Annotated in this window: 19 protein-coding genes; 13 read left to right on the top strand and 6 right to left on the bottom strand. The window is 67.1% G+C overall.

What is annotated here, in order from left to right; translation table 11 throughout:
• Window positions 1-17: 17 nt before the first annotated feature.
• From NMB41_RS05045 to NMB41_RS05035, 3 genes are read right to left on the bottom strand one after another with little or no spacing between them, the layout of a single operon-like run.
• Window positions 18-1,511 carry an efflux transporter outer membrane subunit gene (locus tag NMB41_RS05045; RefSeq protein WP_494381388.1) on the bottom strand — a complete coding sequence of 498 codons (1,494 nt, stop codon included), beginning with the start codon at window positions 1,509-1,511 and terminating at the stop codon, window positions 18-20.
• A gap of 24 nt (window positions 1,512-1,535) precedes the next feature.
• Complete coding sequence (locus NMB41_RS05040; protein ID WP_494381387.1) at window positions 1,536-3,140, bottom strand: DHA2 family efflux MFS transporter permease subunit; 1,605 nt, start codon at window positions 3,138-3,140, stop codon at window positions 1,536-1,538.
• 10 nt (window positions 3,141-3,150) lie between these two features.
• The gene (locus tag NMB41_RS05035) at window positions 3,151-4,332 is read right to left on the bottom strand and encodes an HlyD family secretion protein (protein ID WP_494381386.1); all 1,182 of its coding nucleotides are present in this window, start codon (window positions 4,330-4,332) and stop codon (window positions 3,151-3,153) included.
• A gap of 112 nt (window positions 4,333-4,444) precedes the next feature.
• On the opposite strand from NMB41_RS05035, the gene NMB41_RS05030 reads away from it, so the two are divergent.
• From NMB41_RS05030 to crtB, 7 genes are all read left to right on the top strand, one after another.
• Window positions 4,445-5,101 carry a TetR/AcrR family transcriptional regulator gene (locus NMB41_RS05030; RefSeq protein WP_494381385.1) on the top strand — a complete coding sequence of 219 codons (657 nt, stop codon included), beginning with the start codon at window positions 4,445-4,447 and terminating at the stop codon, window positions 5,099-5,101.
• 129 nt (window positions 5,102-5,230) lie between these two features.
• Complete coding sequence (locus NMB41_RS05025) at window positions 5,231-5,416, top strand: hypothetical protein (protein ID WP_494381384.1); 186 nt, start codon at window positions 5,231-5,233, stop codon at window positions 5,414-5,416.
• A gap of 326 nt (window positions 5,417-5,742) precedes the next feature.
• Window positions 5,743-6,681, top strand: a complete 939-nt coding sequence (locus NMB41_RS05020; protein ID WP_494381383.1) for a polyprenyl synthetase family protein — start codon at window positions 5,743-5,745, stop codon at window positions 6,679-6,681.
• 45 nt (window positions 6,682-6,726) lie between these two features.
• The gene (locus NMB41_RS05015) at window positions 6,727-8,019 is read left to right on the top strand and encodes a glycosyltransferase (RefSeq protein WP_494381382.1); all 1,293 of its coding nucleotides are present in this window, start codon (window positions 6,727-6,729) and stop codon (window positions 8,017-8,019) included.
• Window positions 8,012-9,187, top strand: a complete 1,176-nt coding sequence (crtY, locus tag NMB41_RS05010) for a lycopene beta-cyclase CrtY (protein ID WP_494381381.1) — start codon at window positions 8,012-8,014, stop codon at window positions 9,185-9,187. Before NMB41_RS05015 ends, crtY begins: the two co-directional genes overlap by 8 nt.
• Window positions 9,184-10,680 (top strand): phytoene desaturase, encoded by a 1,497-nt coding sequence (locus NMB41_RS05005; RefSeq protein ID WP_494381380.1) that lies wholly within the window; start codon window positions 9,184-9,186, stop codon window positions 10,678-10,680. The genes crtY and NMB41_RS05005 overlap by 4 nt, the downstream gene beginning before the upstream one ends.
• The gene (crtB, locus tag NMB41_RS05000; RefSeq protein ID WP_494381379.1) at window positions 10,677-11,666 is read left to right on the top strand and encodes a 15-cis-phytoene synthase CrtB; all 990 of its coding nucleotides are present in this window, start codon (window positions 10,677-10,679) and stop codon (window positions 11,664-11,666) included. The genes NMB41_RS05005 and crtB overlap by 4 nt, the downstream gene beginning before the upstream one ends.
• On the opposite strand, the gene NMB41_RS04995 is transcribed toward crtB, so the two are convergent.
• Window positions 11,572-12,087, bottom strand: a complete 516-nt coding sequence (locus NMB41_RS04995; protein WP_494381378.1) for a sterol desaturase family protein — start codon at window positions 12,085-12,087, stop codon at window positions 11,572-11,574. The genes crtB and NMB41_RS04995 overlap by 95 nt on opposite strands.
• Before the next feature lie 117 nt (window positions 12,088-12,204).
• On the opposite strand from NMB41_RS04995, the gene NMB41_RS04990 reads away from it, so the two are divergent.
• A complete protein-coding gene (locus NMB41_RS04990) occupies window positions 12,205-12,618 on the top strand; it encodes a DUF2141 domain-containing protein (protein WP_494381377.1) in 414 nt (137 codons plus the stop codon).
• 12 nt (window positions 12,619-12,630) lie between these two features.
• Here NMB41_RS04990 and NMB41_RS04985 read toward each other — a convergent pair whose 3' ends face one another.
• Window positions 12,631-12,954, bottom strand: a complete 324-nt coding sequence (locus NMB41_RS04985) for a hypothetical protein (RefSeq protein ID WP_494381376.1) — start codon at window positions 12,952-12,954, stop codon at window positions 12,631-12,633.
• Window positions 12,955-13,199: 245 nt separating this feature from the next.
• Between NMB41_RS04985 and NMB41_RS04980 the strand changes: the two genes are divergently transcribed.
• From NMB41_RS04980 to aqpZ, 5 genes are all read left to right on the top strand, one after another.
• Complete coding sequence (locus NMB41_RS04980; protein WP_494381375.1) at window positions 13,200-13,613, top strand: DUF2141 domain-containing protein; 414 nt, start codon at window positions 13,200-13,202, stop codon at window positions 13,611-13,613.
• 7 nt (window positions 13,614-13,620) lie between these two features.
• Entirely contained in the window at window positions 13,621-15,114 is a 1,494-nt protein-coding gene (locus tag NMB41_RS04975; protein WP_494381374.1) for a carotenoid oxygenase family protein, read from the top strand.
• Window positions 15,115-15,127: 13 nt separating this feature from the next.
• Complete coding sequence (locus tag NMB41_RS04970) at window positions 15,128-16,288, top strand: sensor histidine kinase (RefSeq protein WP_494381373.1); 1,161 nt, start codon at window positions 15,128-15,130, stop codon at window positions 16,286-16,288.
• Window positions 16,289-16,308: 20 nt separating this feature from the next.
• Window positions 16,309-17,040, top strand: coding sequence for a LytR/AlgR family response regulator transcription factor (locus tag NMB41_RS04965; RefSeq protein WP_494382794.1), 732 nt, complete (start codon window positions 16,309-16,311; stop codon window positions 17,038-17,040).
• Window positions 17,041-17,185: 145 nt separating this feature from the next.
• Window positions 17,186-17,932, top strand: a complete 747-nt coding sequence (aqpZ, locus tag NMB41_RS04960) for an aquaporin Z (RefSeq protein WP_494381372.1) — start codon at window positions 17,186-17,188, stop codon at window positions 17,930-17,932.
• Window positions 17,933-17,997: 65 nt separating this feature from the next.
• Here the strand turns inward: aqpZ and lpdA are convergent, their stop codons facing one another.
• Window positions 17,998-19,785 carry a dihydrolipoyl dehydrogenase gene (lpdA, locus tag NMB41_RS04955; protein ID WP_494381371.1) on the bottom strand — a complete coding sequence of 596 codons (1,788 nt, stop codon included), beginning with the start codon at window positions 19,783-19,785 and terminating at the stop codon, window positions 17,998-18,000.
• Window positions 19,786-19,792 lie beyond the last annotated feature (7 nt).

Below are 19,792 nucleotides of genomic sequence, written 5' to 3'. Positions count from 1 at the left end.
GGTTCACGCCATGAACATCAGCGCACCGTCGCCATCGCCGGCGCTTCCGACCAGCCGCCGCCAAGCGCGCGGGCCACGGCGACCGAGGCCAGCAAGCGCTGGGTGCGGATTTGCGCGGCGGCGCGGTCGGCGGCCAGCGCGCTGCGCTGGGCATCGGTGACATCGAGATAGGATGACATGCCGCGCTCGTAGCGCGCCTGCGCCACCAGCAGGGCGCGGGCGGATGCGGCTTGCGCCTCGGCCTGTACGTCGCCTTGCTTCTGGCGCTGCTGGACGTCCGACAGCGCGTCCTCGACTTCGCGCAGGGCGGTCAACAGGCGGTTCTCGTGGTTCGCCACCGCTTCCGCGTAGCGCGCCTTGTAGAGGTCGAGGTTGGCCTGGTTGCGCCCGCCGTCGAAAATCGGCAGCGACAAGGCGAGCGGACCAACCGAGAACTGGCGCGCATCGCCGCCGGTCAGGTCGCGCAGGGATTGCGAGGCGTAGCCGAAATTGCTGGTCAGCGTCACGGATGGATAGAACATGCCCTCGGCCACGCCCACTTGCGCATTCGCGGCGCGCAAATTGGCGATGCTGGCCGCCAGGTCCGGACGCTGGAACAGCAGGTTGGCCGGCAGGCCGACCGGAATGCTTGGCGGCAGCGGCAGCAGCGGCTTCGCATCCACCGGCAGCAGCGGCGTGCTCGGCGAGCTGCCGACCAGCACCGCCAGCGCGTGTTCGACCTGGTTGCGCTGGCGCTGCACCTCGTGCAGGTCGGCTTCGGCATTCGCCCGTTCGACGCGCGCACGCGCAAAATCGAGTTCGTTCGAGAGGCCGGCGTCAAAACGCGCCTGGACCAGTTCCTGCGCTTCGCGGCGCGCGGCCAATGCGTCGCGCAGGATCGCCTGTTCGGTGTCCAGCCCGCGCAGCTGCCAGTAACTTTGCGCCACCTGGCTCGACAACAGCAGGAGCACGCCGTCGCGGTCGTCCTGGGTTGCCAGCGTCTGGGCATCGGCCGCTTCGACCACGCGCCGCACGCGGCCCCACAGATCGAGTTCATACGACAGCGCCGCGCCCACACTGAAGGTGTTGCCTTCGATCGAACGCCCGCCCAGCGCCAGTCCCTGCGGGGTCTCGGCCGAGCTGCGCGAATTCGACACGCCGGCATTCACCGACACGTTCGGCGACTGGCCTGCGCGCAGCACCCCCAGTTGGGCCCTGGCCTGCAGCAGGCGCTCGGCCGCTGCTTTTGCGCCCGGGTTGTCGCGCAGTGCGCGTTCTTCCAGGCCGCTCAGGGTGGCATCGTTGAACACGGTCCACCAGTTGGCCGGCAAACGCGCGGTGTCGACCGCCGCAGTATCGACCGCCGCAGCCGCCGGCGCCGCGACGTGGCGATAGGCCGGTGCTTCGACCGTTTTCGGTGCGCTGAAATTGGGGCCGATGGTGGAACAGCCGCTGGCCGCCAAGGCCAGGGCAGCGGCCGCGCCGACGGTCAGGGCGCGTTGCGGGAACATCCTGCTAAAGGAATCGAACATCGTTTTTCTCATCTCTTCAAGTAATCAGTGGCCGCCACCGCCGGCGCCGCCGGGGGACTTGACCTTGTCGGCGAGCCAGACCGCGGCGATGCATCCCACCAGGATGATCCCGACGATAAAGAAGCCGTCGTTATAGGCCATCACATAGGCTTCGCGCCGCACGATGCGGTCGAGCGCGGCCAGTGCCTGGCTGGCGGCGGTGGCCGGATCGATGCCGCTTGAAATAAAGGCCTGCGTCATCTGCTCGATGCGTTCCTGGGTCGGCGCCGCATAGCTCGAGACCGATTCGCCCAGGCGCGCCGAATGGAAGTGCTCGCGGTTGGTGAGCGAAGTCGCCAGCATCGCGATGCCGATCGAGCCGCCCAGGTTGCGCGTCATGTTGAACAGGCTCGAGGCCGACGGCATGTCCTTCGGGGCCACGCCCTGCATCGCGAAATTCGACAGCGTCAGCATCACGAAGGGCTGGCCGATGGCGCGGACCACCTGGGTCCACATCAGCTGGTCGTAGCCGGTGCTGGCGTCCATGAAGGCATTCATCAGGCAGGAGCCGCCGAACAGCAGCAGGCCGAAACTGCACAGGATGCGGTTGTCGACTTTCGAGGACAGGGCCGCGGCGAACGGCATCACCAGCAGCTGCGGCAGGCCGACCCAGGCGATCACCTCGCCGATCTGCATGGGCGTATAACCGGCAATCTGGCCGAGATACAGCGGCAGCAGGTAGGACGAGCCATACAGGCCCATGCCGGTGACGGCCGACAGCACGGTTGCGACCAGAAAATTACGCTGGCCGTACAGGCGCAGATTCACGAACGATTGCTGGCGCGTGAAACTGTTCGCTACCCAGCCGAGGATGCCGATCAGCGCCAGCGCGGCAAAGGTGATGATGAACTGCGAATCGAACCAGTCCTTCGAATTGCCCTCTTCCAGGAAGATCGTCAGGCAACCCAGGCCCATCGCCATCAGGCCGATGCCCAGCCAGTCGGCATTGAGCAGTGAGCTCGCCTGCGATGGCTCGCGGTCCAGGCCATACACCATGCCGGCGATCAGGAGCACGCCCGGCACCCAGTTGATATAGAAGATCGAGGGCCAGCCGTAGATCTCGGAAAGGTAGCCGCCCAGGGTGGGCCCCATGGCCGGCGCCAGCGTCGCGGTCAGGCCGAAGATGGCCATGCCGACCGCGCGCTTGGAGCTTGGCAGGCGCGTCATCACCAGCGTCATCGCCATCGGGATCAGCGCGCCGCCCGTAAAGCCCTGCAGCATGCGAAAGACGATCATGCTCTCCAGGTTCCAGGCGGCGCCGCACAAGGTCGAGAACACCAGGAACAGGGAGGTCGTGCCGATCATGTAACGGCGCACCCCGAAGGCGCGGGCGAACAGCGCCGTCATCGGAATGACGACGATCTCGGCGCACAGGTAGGCGGTCGAGATCCAGGAGCCCTCTTCCTGGGTCGCATTGAGCGTGCCCAGGATGTCGCGCAGCGACGAATTGGTGATCTGGATGTCGAGCACCGCCATGAAGGCGCCGAGCATGCCGGCGGCGACCGCGATCCAGGTGCGCAGATCGATCTGCGCACCGGCGGCGGGCGCGCCGGGGAAGACGGCCGCTGCCGCCTTGGTGGAACTGGTCATGGCAGACCCCTTACTTCACCGGCTGCGCTGCCTGCGCGGTGCGTGCCGGCTCCGCGCGTTTCGCTTCCATCTTCTGGCGCAGGTCCACTTCCGCCACCACCGACATGCCCGGTACCAGGCGGCCCGTGAGGCGCTGCACGTCGCCAGGGGCCAGGGTGATTTTCACCGGCACGCGCTGCACGACCTTGGTGAAGTTGCCGGTCGCGTTATCGGCCGGCAGCAGCGCGAACTGGTTGCCCGAGGCCGGCGAGAAGCTGTCGACGCGGCCGACCAGGTGTTCGTCCGGCAGCGCGTCGACCTGGAGTTCGACTTCCTGGCCGGGCTTCAGGCCGGCGAGCTGGGTTTCCTTGAAATTGGCGGTGACCCAGACCTTGTCTTCGACCACGGCGACCAGCTGCTGGCCCGGCTGCACGCGCGCGCCCACTTCCACGCTGCGCCGGCCGATGCGGCCGTCCACAGGCGCCAGGATGCGGCTGTAGCCCACCTGCTGCTTCGCGTCCTTCAACTGCGCCTGCAGCACCTTGATCTGGGCTTTCAGGACGTCGCGCGCCGAGGAGGCGGCGGTGATCTGGGCCTGGGCGGCGGTGGCGTTGTCGCGGCGCGCGGTCACGTCGGCGGCGGCGGCGCTACGCGCGGCGTTGGCGGCGTCGACTTCGGCTTTCGAGACGGCCTTCATCTGCTTCGTATAGAGCTGGCTGAAGCGCTCGGCGTCCTGGCGCGCGCGCAGTGCCAGGGCCTGCGACTGGCCGACCTGGGCTTGCGCCGCCTGGGCCTGGGCACGCACTTGCGCTACCTGCGCATCGCCCTGGATCACCTGCTGCCTGGCGCTGGCGATCTGCGCTTCGATCTGCTCGACGCGCACGTGCTGGTCGGCCGGATCGAGTTCGGCAATGACGTCGCCCGCTTTCACATGCTGGTTGTCTTCCACCAGCACGCGCGTGACGACGCCGGCGATGCGCGCCGACACCGGGTGCACGTGGCCGGACACATAGGCATTCTCGGTATCGACGAAGTTATGGCTGCGGTACCACATGCGCCCGCCGGCAAGGGCAGCCGCGATCGCGATCAGCGCGACGACGGTCAGCACGCGCTTGTTCGGCGGGGTCTTGCCGGCGGCAGCCGATGCGGGTGCGGATGCGGCGGGAGGATTGCCGAGCGGCTTCTGCTCGAGCGAAGGCTGCGTTTGGGACATGGAGCAACTCCGAAAATAGACTAAGGGTTTTCCTACATTATTCGGCAAGCGCTTCAGTTCGTCAAGAAATGAAACGGTTGCATTTCATTTGCCGCTGATTTACAGTGACGCCATGAGTAAATCATTGCAAGCCAATAGCGCAGCCTCCCTGCGCGGCGCCGGCCGTCCCAAGGCGAGCGACGTCGAAGCGCGCATGCAGGACCTGATCGACGTTGCCGCGCAACTGTTCCTGGCCAACGGCTATACCCGCACCAGCCTCGAGTCCATCGCCCGTGCGGCGCGCGTTGCCGTGCGCACCATTTACGTCAAGTTCGGCGGCAAGGCCGGCCTGCTCGAAGCGGTGTTGATGTCGCGCCGCGACGCCTACTTTCACATGCGCGACATGGAACACGACCAGCGCCCGTTTCGCGAGGTGGTGGATGATTTCGCGCGCCAGTTCTTCGACCTGCTTTGCCAGGATCAATTGATTGCGATGCAGCGCGTGGTGATCGCGGAAGCGGCCGACAATCCGGAACTGGCCCGTACTTTCTACGACGCCGGGCCGCGCCTGACGCGCGAAATGCTCGAACGTTTTTTCGCGCGTGAGGACATCCGTGCGCAATTGCGCGCCGACCTGCCCTTCGAACAATTGCCCGCTTTTCTCACCAGCTGGATTTCGGGCGACGCCATGCAGCGCTTCGTGTTCCCGCATGAGCAGCCGACCCGCGCCGAGGCGCATCGCCTGCTGGGGCAACGGCTCGAGCTGTTCTACCGCGCGGTGTTGAACTAGCCTACGGCTGAGCGAAATGTGCGGCATCGCACCGATCCGGCGCAACCGCTGTGCGAAACTGACCCCCTACTTCAAGGAGGATGTCATGGATACCAACAAGAACATCACAGCGGTCCGCAAGGGGGCATTATGAGCAAGACTTCCCGTTACGAATGGCATGATCAGCAGGCTTCCCTGCAAGAGCGCGTCAAGGGCTTCCTGCTGAACCCGGGTGCCGAGCAGCTCGAAGCGGTGATCGCTGAAATGCGTTCCTACGCCGATGCCGCCAAGTCGGGGCATATCGACATCCCGCAAAGCTGGACCAGCTACGGCTGATTGCCGATCCGGCGCCCTGGTGGCGCCACCCTGAAAATGCCGTCCGGCTTGCGCCCAGCGGCATTTTTTACGGCCATCCGCCCCCTGCCTGCGCTGCGGCACCTTCGCTCCCATGATCTTTTCCGGGACAAGCGCGGGACACCACGCAAGTTGCACCTAGAAAACCGTCAAATTTGACGGGGAAACGAACGACACCATTGAATAATTGAGGATTCTACAAAGTGGTTTCCGGTATGATGAATTACGAATTCATCAATATTCGTCAATGAACAATCAGCAAGGATCGGCGTATGACTACGATGACTGGACGGCTCACTGGACTCAACATGGAAAAAAGGGGAGATCCCTGGCTGACGGAACTCGCCGCGATCCGGCACGAGTTCGAAGCACGCATGGCGCAGCTGCTGCCCGACAGCGCCAATGGCAGCGATGCCCTGACCGCAGCCATGCGTAGCGGCACCCTGAGCGCCGGCAAGCGCATGCGTCCGCTGCTACTGATGCTGGTCGCACGCGACCTCGGCTGCGCCTCTCCTGCCCTGGCCGACATCGCCTGCGCCGTCGAGATGGTGCATGCCGCTTCGCTGATCCTGGACGACATGCCCTGCATGGACAATGCCGCGCTGCGCCGCGGCCAGCCGACCATTCACGTGCAGTATGGCGAAGACGTCGCCATCCTCGCCTCGGTGGCCCTGCTCAGCCGCGCCTTCGGCGTGCTTGCCAGCGCGCCCGGCATTCCGGCTGCGGTGCGTACGCGCCTGGTGGCCAAGCTGGCCGAAACGGTCGGCACGCAAGGCCTGGTGCGCGGCCAGTTCGAAGACCTGCGCGCCGGCGGCCAGCGTTCGGAACAGGAAATCGCCACGACCAACGAACTGAAAACCGGCGTGCTGCTGGGCGTTTCGGTCGACATGGCCGCGATCCTGGCCGAAACCGACGACTGCGTCGCCGAATCGCTGCGCGCCTTTGCGCTCGCCGCCGGCCACGCCTTCCAGATCCGCGACGACTTCCAGGACGATGTCTCCATGGACAGTAGCGTGACTGGTAAAGACACCGGCAAGGACCTCGGCAAGGCCACCCTGACCAACGTCCTCGGCTTCGAAGAAGCGAGGAAGCGCCTGGCCACCCACCTCGACGACGCCGACCGCTATCTCACCGATGCCATCGGCGCCAAGCAGCGCACGCGCCGCTTTGTCGGCACCCTGTTCGGGCAAGGTGCGGGTTTCCGTTTCGCGGCGAGCAGCGCCGCCGGGACCCCGGTGCACCATTGAACGCTGCATCGCCCTTGAACCAGCACGGCTAGCCGGAGACACCCCATGGCGCATTTCGGCGTGGTCGCTCCTGCCTTCTACAGTCATGTCAGCGCGCTGTCGGCGCTGGCATTGGCCCTGGTCGAACGCGGCCACCGTGTCACCTTCCTGCAGCGCCCGGACGCCTCTGCCTACCTGAACGATGCGCGGCTCGGCTTCCACGCGGTCGGCCTGAGCAGCCATCCGGCCGGGTCGCTGGCGCAGTCGCTGCGGCGTGCAGCCAATCCCGGCGGCCCGCTCGGCCTGCGCCGCGTGATCCTCGACATGGCCGCCACCACCAGCATGCTGTGCCGCGAACTGCCCACGGCCTTCGAACAGCTCGGGATCGACGCCGTGCTGGCCGACCAGATGGAAGCTGCCGGCGGCATGGTGGCCGAGTCGCTCGGACTGCCCTTCATCTCGGTTGCCTGCGCGCTGCCGGTGAACCGCGAGCGCGGCATTCCGCTGCCGGTGATGCCCTTCGACTGGGGCGCCAGCGAGCGCTCGCTGCACATGTTCGAAGGCAGCACCCGGGTCTACGACTGGATGATGACGCCGCACCGGCGCGCCATCGAAAGCGAGTCGGAGCGCCTCGGCATCCCGCTGCGCGGCGCCCTGCACGAATGCCTGTCGCCGCTGGCGCAGATCAGCCAGACCGTGAGCGCCTTCGAGTTTCCACGCCAGGCGCTGCCCCAAGGCTTTCACCATGTCGGCCCCTTGCGCGCGGCCAGCCACAAGGCGCCGGCCCGCATCGAGGCCCTGCCCGACATCAAGCAGGACCGCCCCTTCATCTTCGCGTCGCTCGGCACCCTGCAGGGGCATCGCCTTGATATATTCAAGCGCATCGCCAGGGCTTGCCGCAAGCTCGACGCCCAGCTCCTGATTGCGCATTGCGGCGGTCTCGACGCGCGCCAGGCGGCCTCGCTCGAACGCCTTGGCGCGACCTGGGTCTGCGCGTTTGCGCCGCAGGAGGCGGCCATTGCGCGGGCCGACGTTGTCATTTCGCACGCCGGCCTGAACACGGTGATGGATGCAGCCGCGGCCCACACGCCTGTACTGGCGCTGCCGATCGCCTTCGACCAGCCGGGCGTGGCGGCGCGCATCCGCCATGCGGGTGTCGGCCTGTCGGCCTCGCCGCGTTTTACAAGCAGCACCATGCTCGCGCGCCATCTGCGCCGCCTGCTGGACGAGCCGGCGTTCAAACAGCGCTGCCTGCCGCTGGCCGACGGCGTCCGGCAAGCCGGCGGCAGTGCGCGCGCGGCCGATATCGTCGAAGCGGCGCTGGGCATCGACACACGCAGCGCGGTGCAGCGTGGATAAGCGCGCCTACGACCTCATTCTCGTCGGCGGCGGGCTGGCCAATGGCCTGATCGCCTGGCGCCTGCGCACCCAGCGTCCGGAACTGAACATCCTGCTGCTGGAAGCGGGCAGCGAGATCGGCGGCAACCACACCTGGTCCTTCCACGACGGTGACCTGGACGCGGACCAGCATGCCTGGATCGCGCCCCTGGTCGGCAGCCGCTGGCCGCGCTACGAGGTCGTCTTTCCCGGTCACGCGCGCACGCTCGAAAGCGGCTATGCCAGCATCGCCTCCGATGATTTCGCCCGCGTGATCAAGGGCGCGCTGGGCCCGGCCCTGCGCACCGGCGCGCAGGTGGAAGCCGTCACCCCGACCACGGTGCTGCTGGTTGGCGGCGAGCTTCTCCACGCGGGCGCCGTCGTCGACGGCCGCGGCCCGCAGCCGAGCACGCGCCTGGCGCTCGGCTACCAGACTTTCCTCGGCCAGGAAGTGAGACTGACTGTCCCACATCGCTTGAGCGCACCCGTGATCATGGACGCCAGCGTGGAGCAGCAGGGCGGCTACCGCTTCGTCTATCTGCTGCCCTTCGGGCCCGACCGCATCCTGATCGAGGACACCCACTACGTCGATACCCAGGCCTGGGAGCCGGAACGGCTGCGCGCCAACATCGCGGCCTATGCGCAGGCGCGCGGCTGGGACATCGCCGAGGTGCTGCGCGAAGAACACGGCTCGCTGCCGATCGTGCTGGCGGGCGACGTCGACGGCTTCTGGCGCGACCTGTATGGCCAGCCGGCCTCGGGCCTGCGCGCCGGGCTGTTCCACGCGACGACCGGCTATTCGCTGCCGCACGCGGTGCGCCTGGCCGAGCGCATCGCCGCCCTGCCCGACCTGCGTGCGCCTGCCCTGTTCGACGCGATCCGGCGCGAAGCCAACGCCGCATGGCGCAGCCAGGGTTTCTTCAGGCTCCTGAACCGCATGCTGTTCCTGGCCGGCAGCCCGGACAAGCGCTGGCGCGTCATGGCGCGCTTCTACCGCCTGCCGGCGCCGCTGATCGAACGCTTTTACGCCGCGCGGCTGCGCCTGTTCGACAAGGCGCGCATCCTCAGCGGCAAACCTCCCGTACCCGTGCGCGCGGCCATGCACGCCGCCCGCATGCTTCACCCCAGTCAGATCAGGAAATCAGAATGAACGCAGCATCCCCCAAAACCGCGGTTGTCATCGGCGCCGGCTTCGGCGGGCTGGCCCTGGCGATCCGCCTGCAGGCCGGCGGCACGCAAACGACCCTGCTGGAAAAGCGCGACAAGCCGGGCGGACGCGCCTATGTCTACGAAGACCAGGGCTTCGTGTTCGACGCCGGTCCGACCGTCATCACCGATCCGTCCTGCATCGAAGAGCTGTTCACGCTGGCCGGCAAGCGTATCGAAGACTACGTGGAGATGTTGCCGGTCGCGCCCTTCTACCGCCTGTGCTGGGAAGACGGCAGCCACTTCGATTACGCCAACGACCAGGAAGCGCTCGACCGCCAGATCCACGCCATGAATCCAGCCGACGTGGCGGGCTACCAGCGCTTCCTGGCCTACTCGAAGGCCGTGTTCGAAGAAGGCTATGTCAAGCTCGGCACCGTGCCCTTCCTCACCTTCCGCGACATGGTCGCGGCCGGCCCGCAGCTGGCCAAGCTCCAGGCATGGCGCAGCGTCTACAGCATGGTGTCGAAGTTCGTCGAACACGAGCACCTGCGCCAGGCCTTTTCCTTCCACTCGCTGCTGGTCGGCGGCAACCCCTTCGCCACCTCCTCGATCTACACGCTGATCCACGCACTGGAGCGGCGCTGGGGCGTCTGGTTCCCGCGCGGCGGCACCGGCGCACTGGTCAACGGCCTGGTGCGCCTGTTCGAGGACATCGGCGGGCGCCTGGAACTCAATGCCGCGGTAGCGCAGATCGAAACGCGGGGCGAGCGCGCCAGCGGCGTGCGTTTGGAGGACGGGCGATTGTTCCCGGCCGACGCGGTGGCCTCGAATGCCGACGTGGTGCACACCTACGCGTCGCTGCTGAACCAGCACCCGCGCGGCCTGGCCGAAGGCGCCAGCCTGCAGAAGAAGCGCTTCAGTAATTCGCTGTTCGTGATTTATTTCGGGCTGAACCACCACCACAGCCAGCTGCAGCACCACACGGTCTGCTTCGGCCCGCGCTACCGCGGCCTGATCGACGAGATCTTCAATGGCGACACGCTGGCCGACGACTTCTCGCTCTACCTGCACGCACCCTGCGTCACCGACCCGTCGCTCGCGCCCCCGGGCTGCGGCAGTCACTACGTGCTCGCGCCCGTGCCGCACCTGGGAAATGCCGACATCGACTGGGACGTCGTTGGCCCGATCTACCGCGACAAGATTTTCGACTACCTGGAAGAGCGCTACATGCCGGGCCTGCGCAGCCAGCTCGTCACCAGCCGCATCTTCACCCCCTTCGACTTCCGCGACCAGCTCAACGCCCACGTCGGCTCGGCGTTTTCGCTGGAACCGGTGCTCACGCAAAGCGCCTGGTTCCGCCCGCACAACCGCGACAAGGACCTGGCCAACCTCTACCTGGTCGGCGCCGGCACCCATCCGGGCGCAGGCGTGCCGGGCGTGATCGGCTCGGCCAAGGCCACCGCCGGCCTGATGCTGGGACAGGTGGCCGCATGAACGCCGTCGTGAACGGGTCGCTGCTCGAGCACGCGACCGAGACCATCAAGGTCGGCTCGAAAAGCTTTGCAGCCGCCGCCAAACTGTTCGATGCCGCCACCCGGCGCAGCGTGCTGATGCTCTACGCCTGGTGCCGCCATTGCGACGACGTGGTCGATGGCCAGGAGCTCGGCTTTGGCGTGGCGGCGCCCTCGCATGACCCGCATGCCGAACTGGCGCAGCTCTACGAGCAGACGCGCCGCGCCTATGCGGGCGAGAAGATGCCGGACCCGGCCTTCGCCGCCTTCCAGGAAGTGGCGCTGCGCCACGCCATCGCGCCGCGCTATGCCTTCGACCACCTGGCCGGTTTCGGCATGGATGTCGAGGAAGTGCGCTACGAGACGATCGAGGACACGCTGCGCTACTGCTACCACGTAGCCGGCGTCGTCGGCCTGATGATGGCCTCGATCATGGGCGCAAAGGACGAGCAGGTACTGGACCGCGCCTGCGACCTGGGGCTGGCCTTCCAGCTGACGAACATCGCGCGCGACATCGTCGACGACGCCGGCATAGGGCGCTGCTACCTGCCGGCGCAGTGGCTGGCGGAAGCCGGGATTCCGCCAGCCGAACTCGCCCTGCCGCAACACCGGATCGCGCTGGCCAAGGTGGCGGCGCGCCTGGTCGCGCATGCGGAGCCGTATTACGACTCGTCGCTGGACGGCATCCGCGCCCTGCCCCTGCGCTCGGCCTGGGCGATCGCCACTGCGCGCAACGTCTACCGCCAGATCGGGATCGAAGTCAAAGCACGCGGTCCGCGCGCCTGGGACGAGCGGGTCGGCACCTCGAAGGCGACCAAGCTGAAACTGCTGGCGAAAGGCGGCGTGGAAGCGCTGCTGTCGCGCGTGAAGCCGGTCAGGCCGCGTCCTGGCGGCTTGTGGCAGCGTCCCGCGCAGGACGCTGCGGCGCTCCGCCATGCAGCGCCTGGAGCTGGCGCTTCAGGGTCGTGACCGAAGGCGCGTACAGGAAGCCGAACGAGACCGCGCCATCCTTGCCCTCGACCGCATGGTGCATGCGGTGCGCCTGGTACAGCCGCTTGGCGTAGCCGCCGCGCGGCGTGTATTTAAAGGGCCAGCGCCGGTGCACCAGGCCGTCGTGGGCGATGAAGTAGAGCGCGCCATAGGCCGTCATGCCGGCGCCGATCCATTGCAGCGGCCAGGCGCCTTCGGTGCCGAACCAGATCAGGGCGATGGCGACACCGGCGAAGACGACGGCAAACAAATCGTTCTTTTCGAACCAGCCGGTGCGCGGCTCGTGGTGCGAGCGATGCCAGCCCCAGCCGAAGCCATGCATGATGTACTTGTGCGCGACGATGGAAAACACTTCCATGAAGACGACGGTGGCCAGGACGATGAGGGTATTGAGCAACATGGATGCAGCAAAAAAGTAGGAAGGGGTGGAACACAGCCTACCATACGCGCCCGCGCACACGGGCCCCATATTGGCGCTGTCCCGCTCTTGCACCGACAACCATCAGGAGAATCGAGAATGAAGCAGCTGTACCGCATTACCCTGTCCGGCGCCATGCTGCTGTGCTTCGGCACAGCCTCGGCGGCGACCATCGAGGTACGCGTCGCCGGCGTGAGCGCGAAAGGCAAGGTCAACGTCGCCGTCTGCGACAAGGAGCGCTTCCTCAAGCAGTGCGCCTACAGCGCCTCGGCGCCGGCCCAGGCGGGCGAGACGACGGTCAGCGTCAAGGGCGTCCCGAGCGGCACTTGGGCCGTGCTGGCCTACCAGGACGAGAACGGCAACGGCGAGCTCGACCGCAACCTGCTCGGCATCCCGAAGGAGCCCTACGGCTTCAGCCGCGATGCGCGCAGCAAGTTCGGCCCGCCAGGTTTCGAGGACGCGGCGTTCGAGGTGGGCGAGGGGCAGGCGACAGCTAACGTACGCCTGCGCTAACGCACGGTTCGCTCAAGCGCTGGTCGTTGCCTCGTGCGGCGCCGGATGCAGGCCGCCGTCGATCACCCGCATCAGGAAATGCACCTTGCGCGGCGCGCGGTGCCGTTCATGGGTCTCGCGCGTGAGGATCTCGACGCGGCGCGGATGCAGGCTGAGCTGGCGCACGTCGATGTGCTCGCCCGCCGCATCGTTGCCGGCGAACTGAGCCGCCAGGTGCTGGGCCACGGTGCCGGTCAGCGTGACCGGCAAGCCGTGCAGCGTTGTACTGAGCTCGAAAGCCCGCGATGCGGGCAGGACGAACAGCGTCCCGACAAATTCAGTGCCGTGCTCTTCCATGTCAGTCTCCTGTGACACGCATCTGCGTTCGGCGTAGCATCGGCTCGCCGTGCGCGTCTCCATCATAGCGCGGCTGGAGCGTGGCGCAAGATGAAAATATGTCAGCGCGCCAGCCCGTCGCCCGCGTGCATTTCGCGCCGCATCCATGCGCTTCGCGCCCTCCCGCAGCGCTTCGTCGCATCCCCCCACACCCGGCACGCTGCGCCACTACAGTGACTCCACTTTCAACCGAATGGAGTCTTTCCATGAACCCGATCCACACCGTCTTCCTTGCCCTCGCCTTGACTGCCGGCGCCGCCCATGCCGGCGACCTGGCGATTCGTATCGACGACGTCAAGACCACCCAGGGCCAGCTGATGGTTGCGCTCTACGATTCGGCCGACGGCTTCCTGAAGGGGAGCGTCAGGACCAGCGCCGCGCCGGCCACCGCCGGCAGCACCACAGTCGTGTTCAAGGACCTGCCGGCAGGGGACTACGGCATCGCGCTGTACCACGACGCCAACGGCAACGGCAAGATGGATCGCAACGCCATCGGCCTGCCGGTCGAAGACTATGCCTTCAGCAACAATGCGATTGGCAACATGGGGCCGCCCTCCTTCGACCAGGCGAAATTTACCCTGCCGCAAGCGGGCACGACTGTCACCGTTTCGCTGCGCTGAGGCCGCCATGGACCGCCGCCATTTCCTTGCCGCCGGTGCGGGCCTGGGCGCCCTCGCCCTGTCCGGCGCCGCGCGTGCCGACGCCGAGACTTACCGCCGCTTCCACGCCGCCCTCGCGCGCGACCCCTCGCTCGCCGTATATGCCGACCTGGCCGGTGCCCAAGCGGGGCAAGCCACCCTCAAGGGCCGGCTGCCGGCGGACCTGCGCGGCAGTTTCTTTCGCAACGGGCCGGGCCGCTTCGAACTCGGCGGCGAACGTCATCACCACTGGTTCGACGGCGACGGCTTTGCCCAGCGCTGGACGATCGCCGATGGCAAGGTCGGCCACCGCGGGCGCTTCGTCGAAACCGAACGCTACACCGCCGAGTCGCGCGCCGGCCAGTTCCTCATGCCCGCCTTCGGCACCATGGTGACCCGGCGGCCCGTGCGCAGCAACGACGCGGTGAATGCCGCCAACACCAACCTGCTGCCCTTCAACGGCCGCCTGTATGCGCTCTGGGAAGGCGGTTCGGCCACCGAGATGGATCCCGATTCGCTCGCCACGGTCGGCATCAAGACCTGGCGCGACGACTTGCGCGGCATGCCATTCTCGGCGCACCCCAAAACCGATCCGGATGGGGGTTTGTGGAATTTCGGCATGGCCCACGGCGCCGACCGCCTTGCCCTGTACCGGATCGGCGCGGCCGGCGAGTTGCTGCGCAGCGCGGTCGTGGATGTGCCGCAGTTCAATTTCGTGCACGACTTCGTGGTCAGCGCCAAGCACCTGATCTTCCTGGTGCCGCCCTACGACTTCAGCCTTGACCGCAGCCTGAGCCTGGCCGCGCGCCACGTCTGGGCCGGCAGCGGTGCGCAGGCGCGTCCGATGCGGGTGGTCGTGGTGGCCAAGGAGACGCTCGCCGTACGCCAGGTGTTCGAACTTCCGCCGCGCATGGTTTTTCACCTCGGAAACGCCTGGGAAGACGGCGCCTGCACCCGCTTCGACGCCGTCCTGCACGAAGGCGATGCGCTCGACAAGCTCGGCCAGCTGATGCGCGGCGAGCGCCAGCCGAACGATCCCGGGCGCAGCCAGGTCGTGCAGGTCTGCCTCGATTACGCCAGTGGCCAGGCCCGCGCCAGCCGCCTGTTCGGGCCGGCGGAGTTCCCGCGCGTGATGCCCCAACGCGTCGGCGCGCGCCACCGGCGCCTGGCCCTGCTCAGCAGCGACAGCGCCAATCCGGCACTTATACTCGATACCGTGAACCTGGTCGATACCGACAGCGGCAAGGCCGACAGCTTTCGCTTCGGCGCCGGCTGGCAGGTCGAGGAGCACGTGCTGGTGCCGCGCCGCAACCCGCGCTCGGAAACCGACGGCTACCTGGTCGGGGTCGCGCAGGACACGCGCGCGGGCGTGAGCGTGCTGACTGTCTTCGACGCGGCGCACATTGGCGGCGGTCCACTGGCCATGGCCAAGTTGCCCTATCGCACGCCCCACTGTTTTCATGGTAACTTCCTGTCGACTTGATATGGTCTCGTACATGAACCCTTTCCCTTCCGCGCGCCCGGCGCCGGGCCTGCATCCGCTCGAAGCGATCATGCCGTCTCGCCGCCTGCGCCGCTCGCCACTGCACGACATTGGCTATACGCTGGTCTTGAACTGCCTGGTCGCGCTGGTGCTGACGGCGGGCGAGCAGCTGCTTGCGCCGCGTCCGGGCCCCTTGCTCGCCAGCCTGGGCGCGATGCTGCTGAGGGCAAACCTGGCCGGCTTCCTGATCCATGGCGCCCTGGCCGCACTGCGGCGCCTGGCGCCCATCGTGATGGCTCAGGGCGGCCGCGACGCAAGGCGCCGGCAACTGGTCGTCATCGGCATCGGCGCGTTTTGCGGCGTGATGCTGGGGCAGATCGTGCTGCACTGGGCCACCCCCTTGAAGGTATTCGGGACAGGCATGGTCATGATGGTGCTGGTAAGTACGGTGTTCTCGGTCATCACCATCCGCGTCATGCTGCTGCTGGTCGAGCGCCGCGTTGCCCACGCAACGGCGCTCGCGCGCCAGCAGGAACAGTTTGCGACCGCCAGCCGCCTGCTGGCCGAGGCGCGCCTGCGCGCGCTGCAGGCCCAGATCGAGCCGCACTTCCTCTACAACACGCTGGCCAATGTGCTCGGCCTGATCGACACCCGGCCTGCAGAGGCGCGCCGCATGCTCGAGCGCTTCATCGATTACCTGCGCGCGAGTCTCGCCGCCAGCCGCGCCGAGTCCGCGACCCTGGGGGGCGAACTCGACCAGGTGAGTGCCTATCTCGACGTGCTGGCCGTACGCATGGGCGCGCGCCTGCGCTACCGCATCGAGACCGACCCGGCTTGCCGTGCGCTGCCGATCGCCCCGATGCTGCTGCAGCCGCTGGTGGAGAACGCGGTCATGCACGGCATCGAACCGAAGCTGGCCGGTGGCGAGATCGTGGTGCGCACGCGCGTCGACGGCGATGTCCTGTGCATCGAAGTCGCCGACAGCGGCCTCGGACTGGGCACGGCGCCGCCGCGGCCGGGCGGCGGCGTGGGCCTGGCCAACCTGCGCGAGCGCGTGCGCCAGCTGCACGGACCGCAAGCCCGGCTGCAACTGTTCGACAACCAACCCTGCGGCGTGACTGCACGCCTGCTGCTTCCTTTACTGGTGCCATCATCGACCCCATCCGCGCCCTGATCGCCGACGACGAACCGCATCTGCTCCATTACCTCGAAGCCCAGCTGGCCCTGGCCTGGCCGGAGCTGGCAATTACGCGCGCCGCCAACGGCGTGCAGGCGCTGGAACTGATCGACGAACTCGGGCCCGACGTCGTCTTTCTCGACATCCAGATGCCCGGCCTGACCGGCCTGGACCTGGCCGGGCGCCTGTGCGCCGGCGGCAAGCCGCCGCGCATCGTGTTCACGACAGCGCACGAACAGTACGCCCTGAACGCCTTCGAACACGCCGCATTCGACTACCTGCTCAAGCCGATCGGCCTGGAGCGCCTGACGCGCACGGTGGCGCGCCTGCGCGAAGCGCTGCGTGCGCCGGCGCCTGTCGTAGCGCCCGATGCCTTGCAGGCCCTGCTGCGCCAGCTCGGCGTGGCGCCCGCCCCGGCCGCAGCGCCGCTGCAGTGGATCCGCGCCGCCCAGGGCCAGGAAACGCGCCTGATCGCGATCGACGAGGTGGTCTGGTTCCAGAGCAAGGACAAATACACCAGCATCTTCCTGCCCGAGGGCGAAAGCCTGATCCGCACGCCGCTGAGCAAACTGAAGGAGCAGCTCGATCCGCAGCAGTTCTGGCAAATCCACCGCAGCGTGATCGTAGCGGCACGCCATGTGGCAGGCACGCGCACGGATTTTCGCGGCCGCTTGCTGGTCAGGCTCAAGGGACGCAGCGAGGAATTGGTGGTGAGCCGCAATTATGTGGAACTGTTCAGGCAGATGTAGGCGTGCGCCGCGGCCCGCGTCGTGATCCAGGCGGGCTGCTGTACGAATCGGCTGGCATCTCGCGGCCGACTCCCTAGAATGGAAAGTGCAGCGCGCCGTCCATGGCGGACGGCACGGATCCCTGTACTTTTCGGGAGGAATAGCCATGTTGCGCAAGTTGATCGCCGAATTCATCGGCACTTTCTGGCTCGTGCTCGGCGGCTGCGGCAGCGCCGTGCTGGCCGCCTCTTTCCCCGAGGTCGGCATCGGCCTGACGGGCGTGTCGCTGGCCTTCGGGCTGACCGTGCTCACCGCCGCGTATTCGCTCGGTCCGATCTCGGGCGGCCACTTCAATCCGGCCGTTACGCTCGGCCTCTGGGCCGGCGGACGCTTTCCGGCGAAACAGATCGGGCCTTACATGCTCATCCAGGTAGCCGGCGCCATCGCGGCAGCTGGCGTCCTGTATGCAATCGCCAGCGGCAAGCCCGGCTTCGACGCCGCGACCGGCTTCGCCGCCAACGGCTATGGCGAACACTCGCCGGGCGGCTATGCGCTCGGCTCCGCCCTCATCACGGAAGTGGTGATGACCTTCATGTTCGTGCTGGTGATCCTCGGCGCCACGCATACGCGCGCGCCGGTCGGCTTCGCCGGACTGGCGATCGGCCTGGCGCTGACCCTGATCCACCTGGTCAGCATCCCAATCACCAACACCTCGGTCAATCCGGCACGCAGCACCGGCCCTGCCCTGTTTGCCGGCGCCTGGGCGGTCGGGCAGCTGTGGCTGTTCTGGCTCGCGCCGCTGCTGGGTGCAGCGCTGGCCGGGGTCTTGTACCGGACCGTCCTCGAACGCGAACCAGGCGAGCCTGCGGTGACCGGCGAGCGCGAAGGGGTGATGATTCCGGCCCACCGCTAGCGACTTGAGACGAAAAAAAACCGGGACACGTGTCCCGGTTTGCTCGCTGCGCCAGCCCTGACGAATCAGCGCTTGCGTGCCGGCGGCAAGTCGGTGCAGACGCCCTTGTAGACTTCCGCCGCCATGCCGATCGACTCGCCCAGCGTCGGGTGCGGGTGGATCGTCTTGCCGATATCGACGCCGTCGGCGCCCATCTCGATCGCCAGCGCGATCTCGCCGATCATGTCGCCGGCATTCGTGCCGACGATCGCGCCGCCGATGATGCGGCCGGTCTCGGCGTCGAACAGCAGCTTGGTGAAGCCTTCGTCGCGGCCGTTGGCAACGGCGCGGCCCGATGCGGCCCACGGGAAGTGGCCCTTCTCGACCTTGACGCCCTTTTGCTTGGCTTCGTCTTCGGTGATGCCGGCCCATGCCACTTCCGGATCGGTGTAGGCCACCGATGGAATGACTTTCGCGTCAAAGAATGCCTTCTCGCCGTGGGCTGCTTCCGCCGCCACGTGCGCTTCGTGCACGGCCTTGTGCGCCAGCATCGGCTGGCCGACCAGGTCGCCAATCGCGAAGATGTGCGGCACGTTGGTGCGCATCTGGCCGTCGACCGTGATGAAGCCGCGGTCGGTCACTGCCACGCCCGCTTTTTCAGCGGCGATCTTTTTACCATTCGGGCTGCGGCCGACGGCGACCAGCACCATGTCGTAGAGCTGCGGCTCCGGCGCGGCGACGCCGGCTTCGGCGGCTTCGAACGTGACCTTGATCCCTTCCGGCAGCGCTTCCACGCCGACGGTTTTGGTCTTCAACATGATCTTGTCGAAGCGCGCTTCGTTGTACTTCTGCCAGACCTTCACGGCATCGCGGTCCGCGCCCTGCATCAGGCCGTCCATCATTTCGACGACGTCGATGCGTGCGCCGAGGGTCGAGTAGACGGTTGCCATCTCGAGGCCGATGATGCCGCCGCCGATGACCAGCATCTTCTTCGGCACCTGGCGCAGTTCCAGCGCGCCGGTCGAGTCGACGATGCGCGGGTCTTCCGGCACGAAGGGCAGCTTCACCACGGCGGAGCCGGCGGCGATGATCGCTTTCGCGAACTTCACGACCTTCTTCGCGCCATCGGGACCGGTGACTTCGATGTGGTTGGGGCTGAGGAACTGGCCCACGCCCTGCACCACCGTCACCTTGCGCGCCTTCGACATGCCGGCCAGGCCGCCCGTCATCTTCTTGATGACGCCGTCCTTGTAGGCACGCAGCTTGTCGATATCGACTTCCGGCTTGGCAAACGACACGCCGAGGTCGCCCATGTGCGCGGTCTCGTCCATGATGTGCGCCACGTGCAGCAGCGCCTTGGACGGGATGCAGCCCACGTTCAGGCAGACGCCGCCCAGCGTTGCGTACTTCTCGACCAGCACCGTGTTCATGCCGAGGTCGGCCGAACGGAAGGCGGCCGAATAGCCGCCGGGGCCGGCGCCCAGCACCATCATTTCGCACTCGACGTCGACCTGGCCGCTGTAGCTGGCCGCGCCTGGAATCGGAGCGGCCGGTGCGGCGGCAGGCGCCGGCGCAGCAGCCGGTGCGGCAGCAGGGGCCGCGGCGGGAGCCGCAGGCGCCGTAGCAGCCGCACCCGCGCCTTCTTCGATCATCAACAGCAGCGAACCTTCGTTCACCTTGTCGCCGACCTTGACCTTCAACTCCTTCACCACGCCGGCGTGGGTCGATGGAATCTCCATCGAGGCCTTGTCGGATTCCACGGTGATCAGCGACTGGTCGACCTTGATCGTGTCGCCGGGTTTCACCATCAGTTCGATGATCTCGACGTCCTTGAAATCGCCGATGTTCGGGACTTTTACTTCAACAGTGCTCATTCTCGGC

This window comes from Massilia sp. FBCC-B171 (assembly GCF_059134155.1).
The sequence above is the reverse complement of the archived record's forward strand: the minus strand, read 5'-3'. Positions and strand labels throughout refer to the sequence as shown.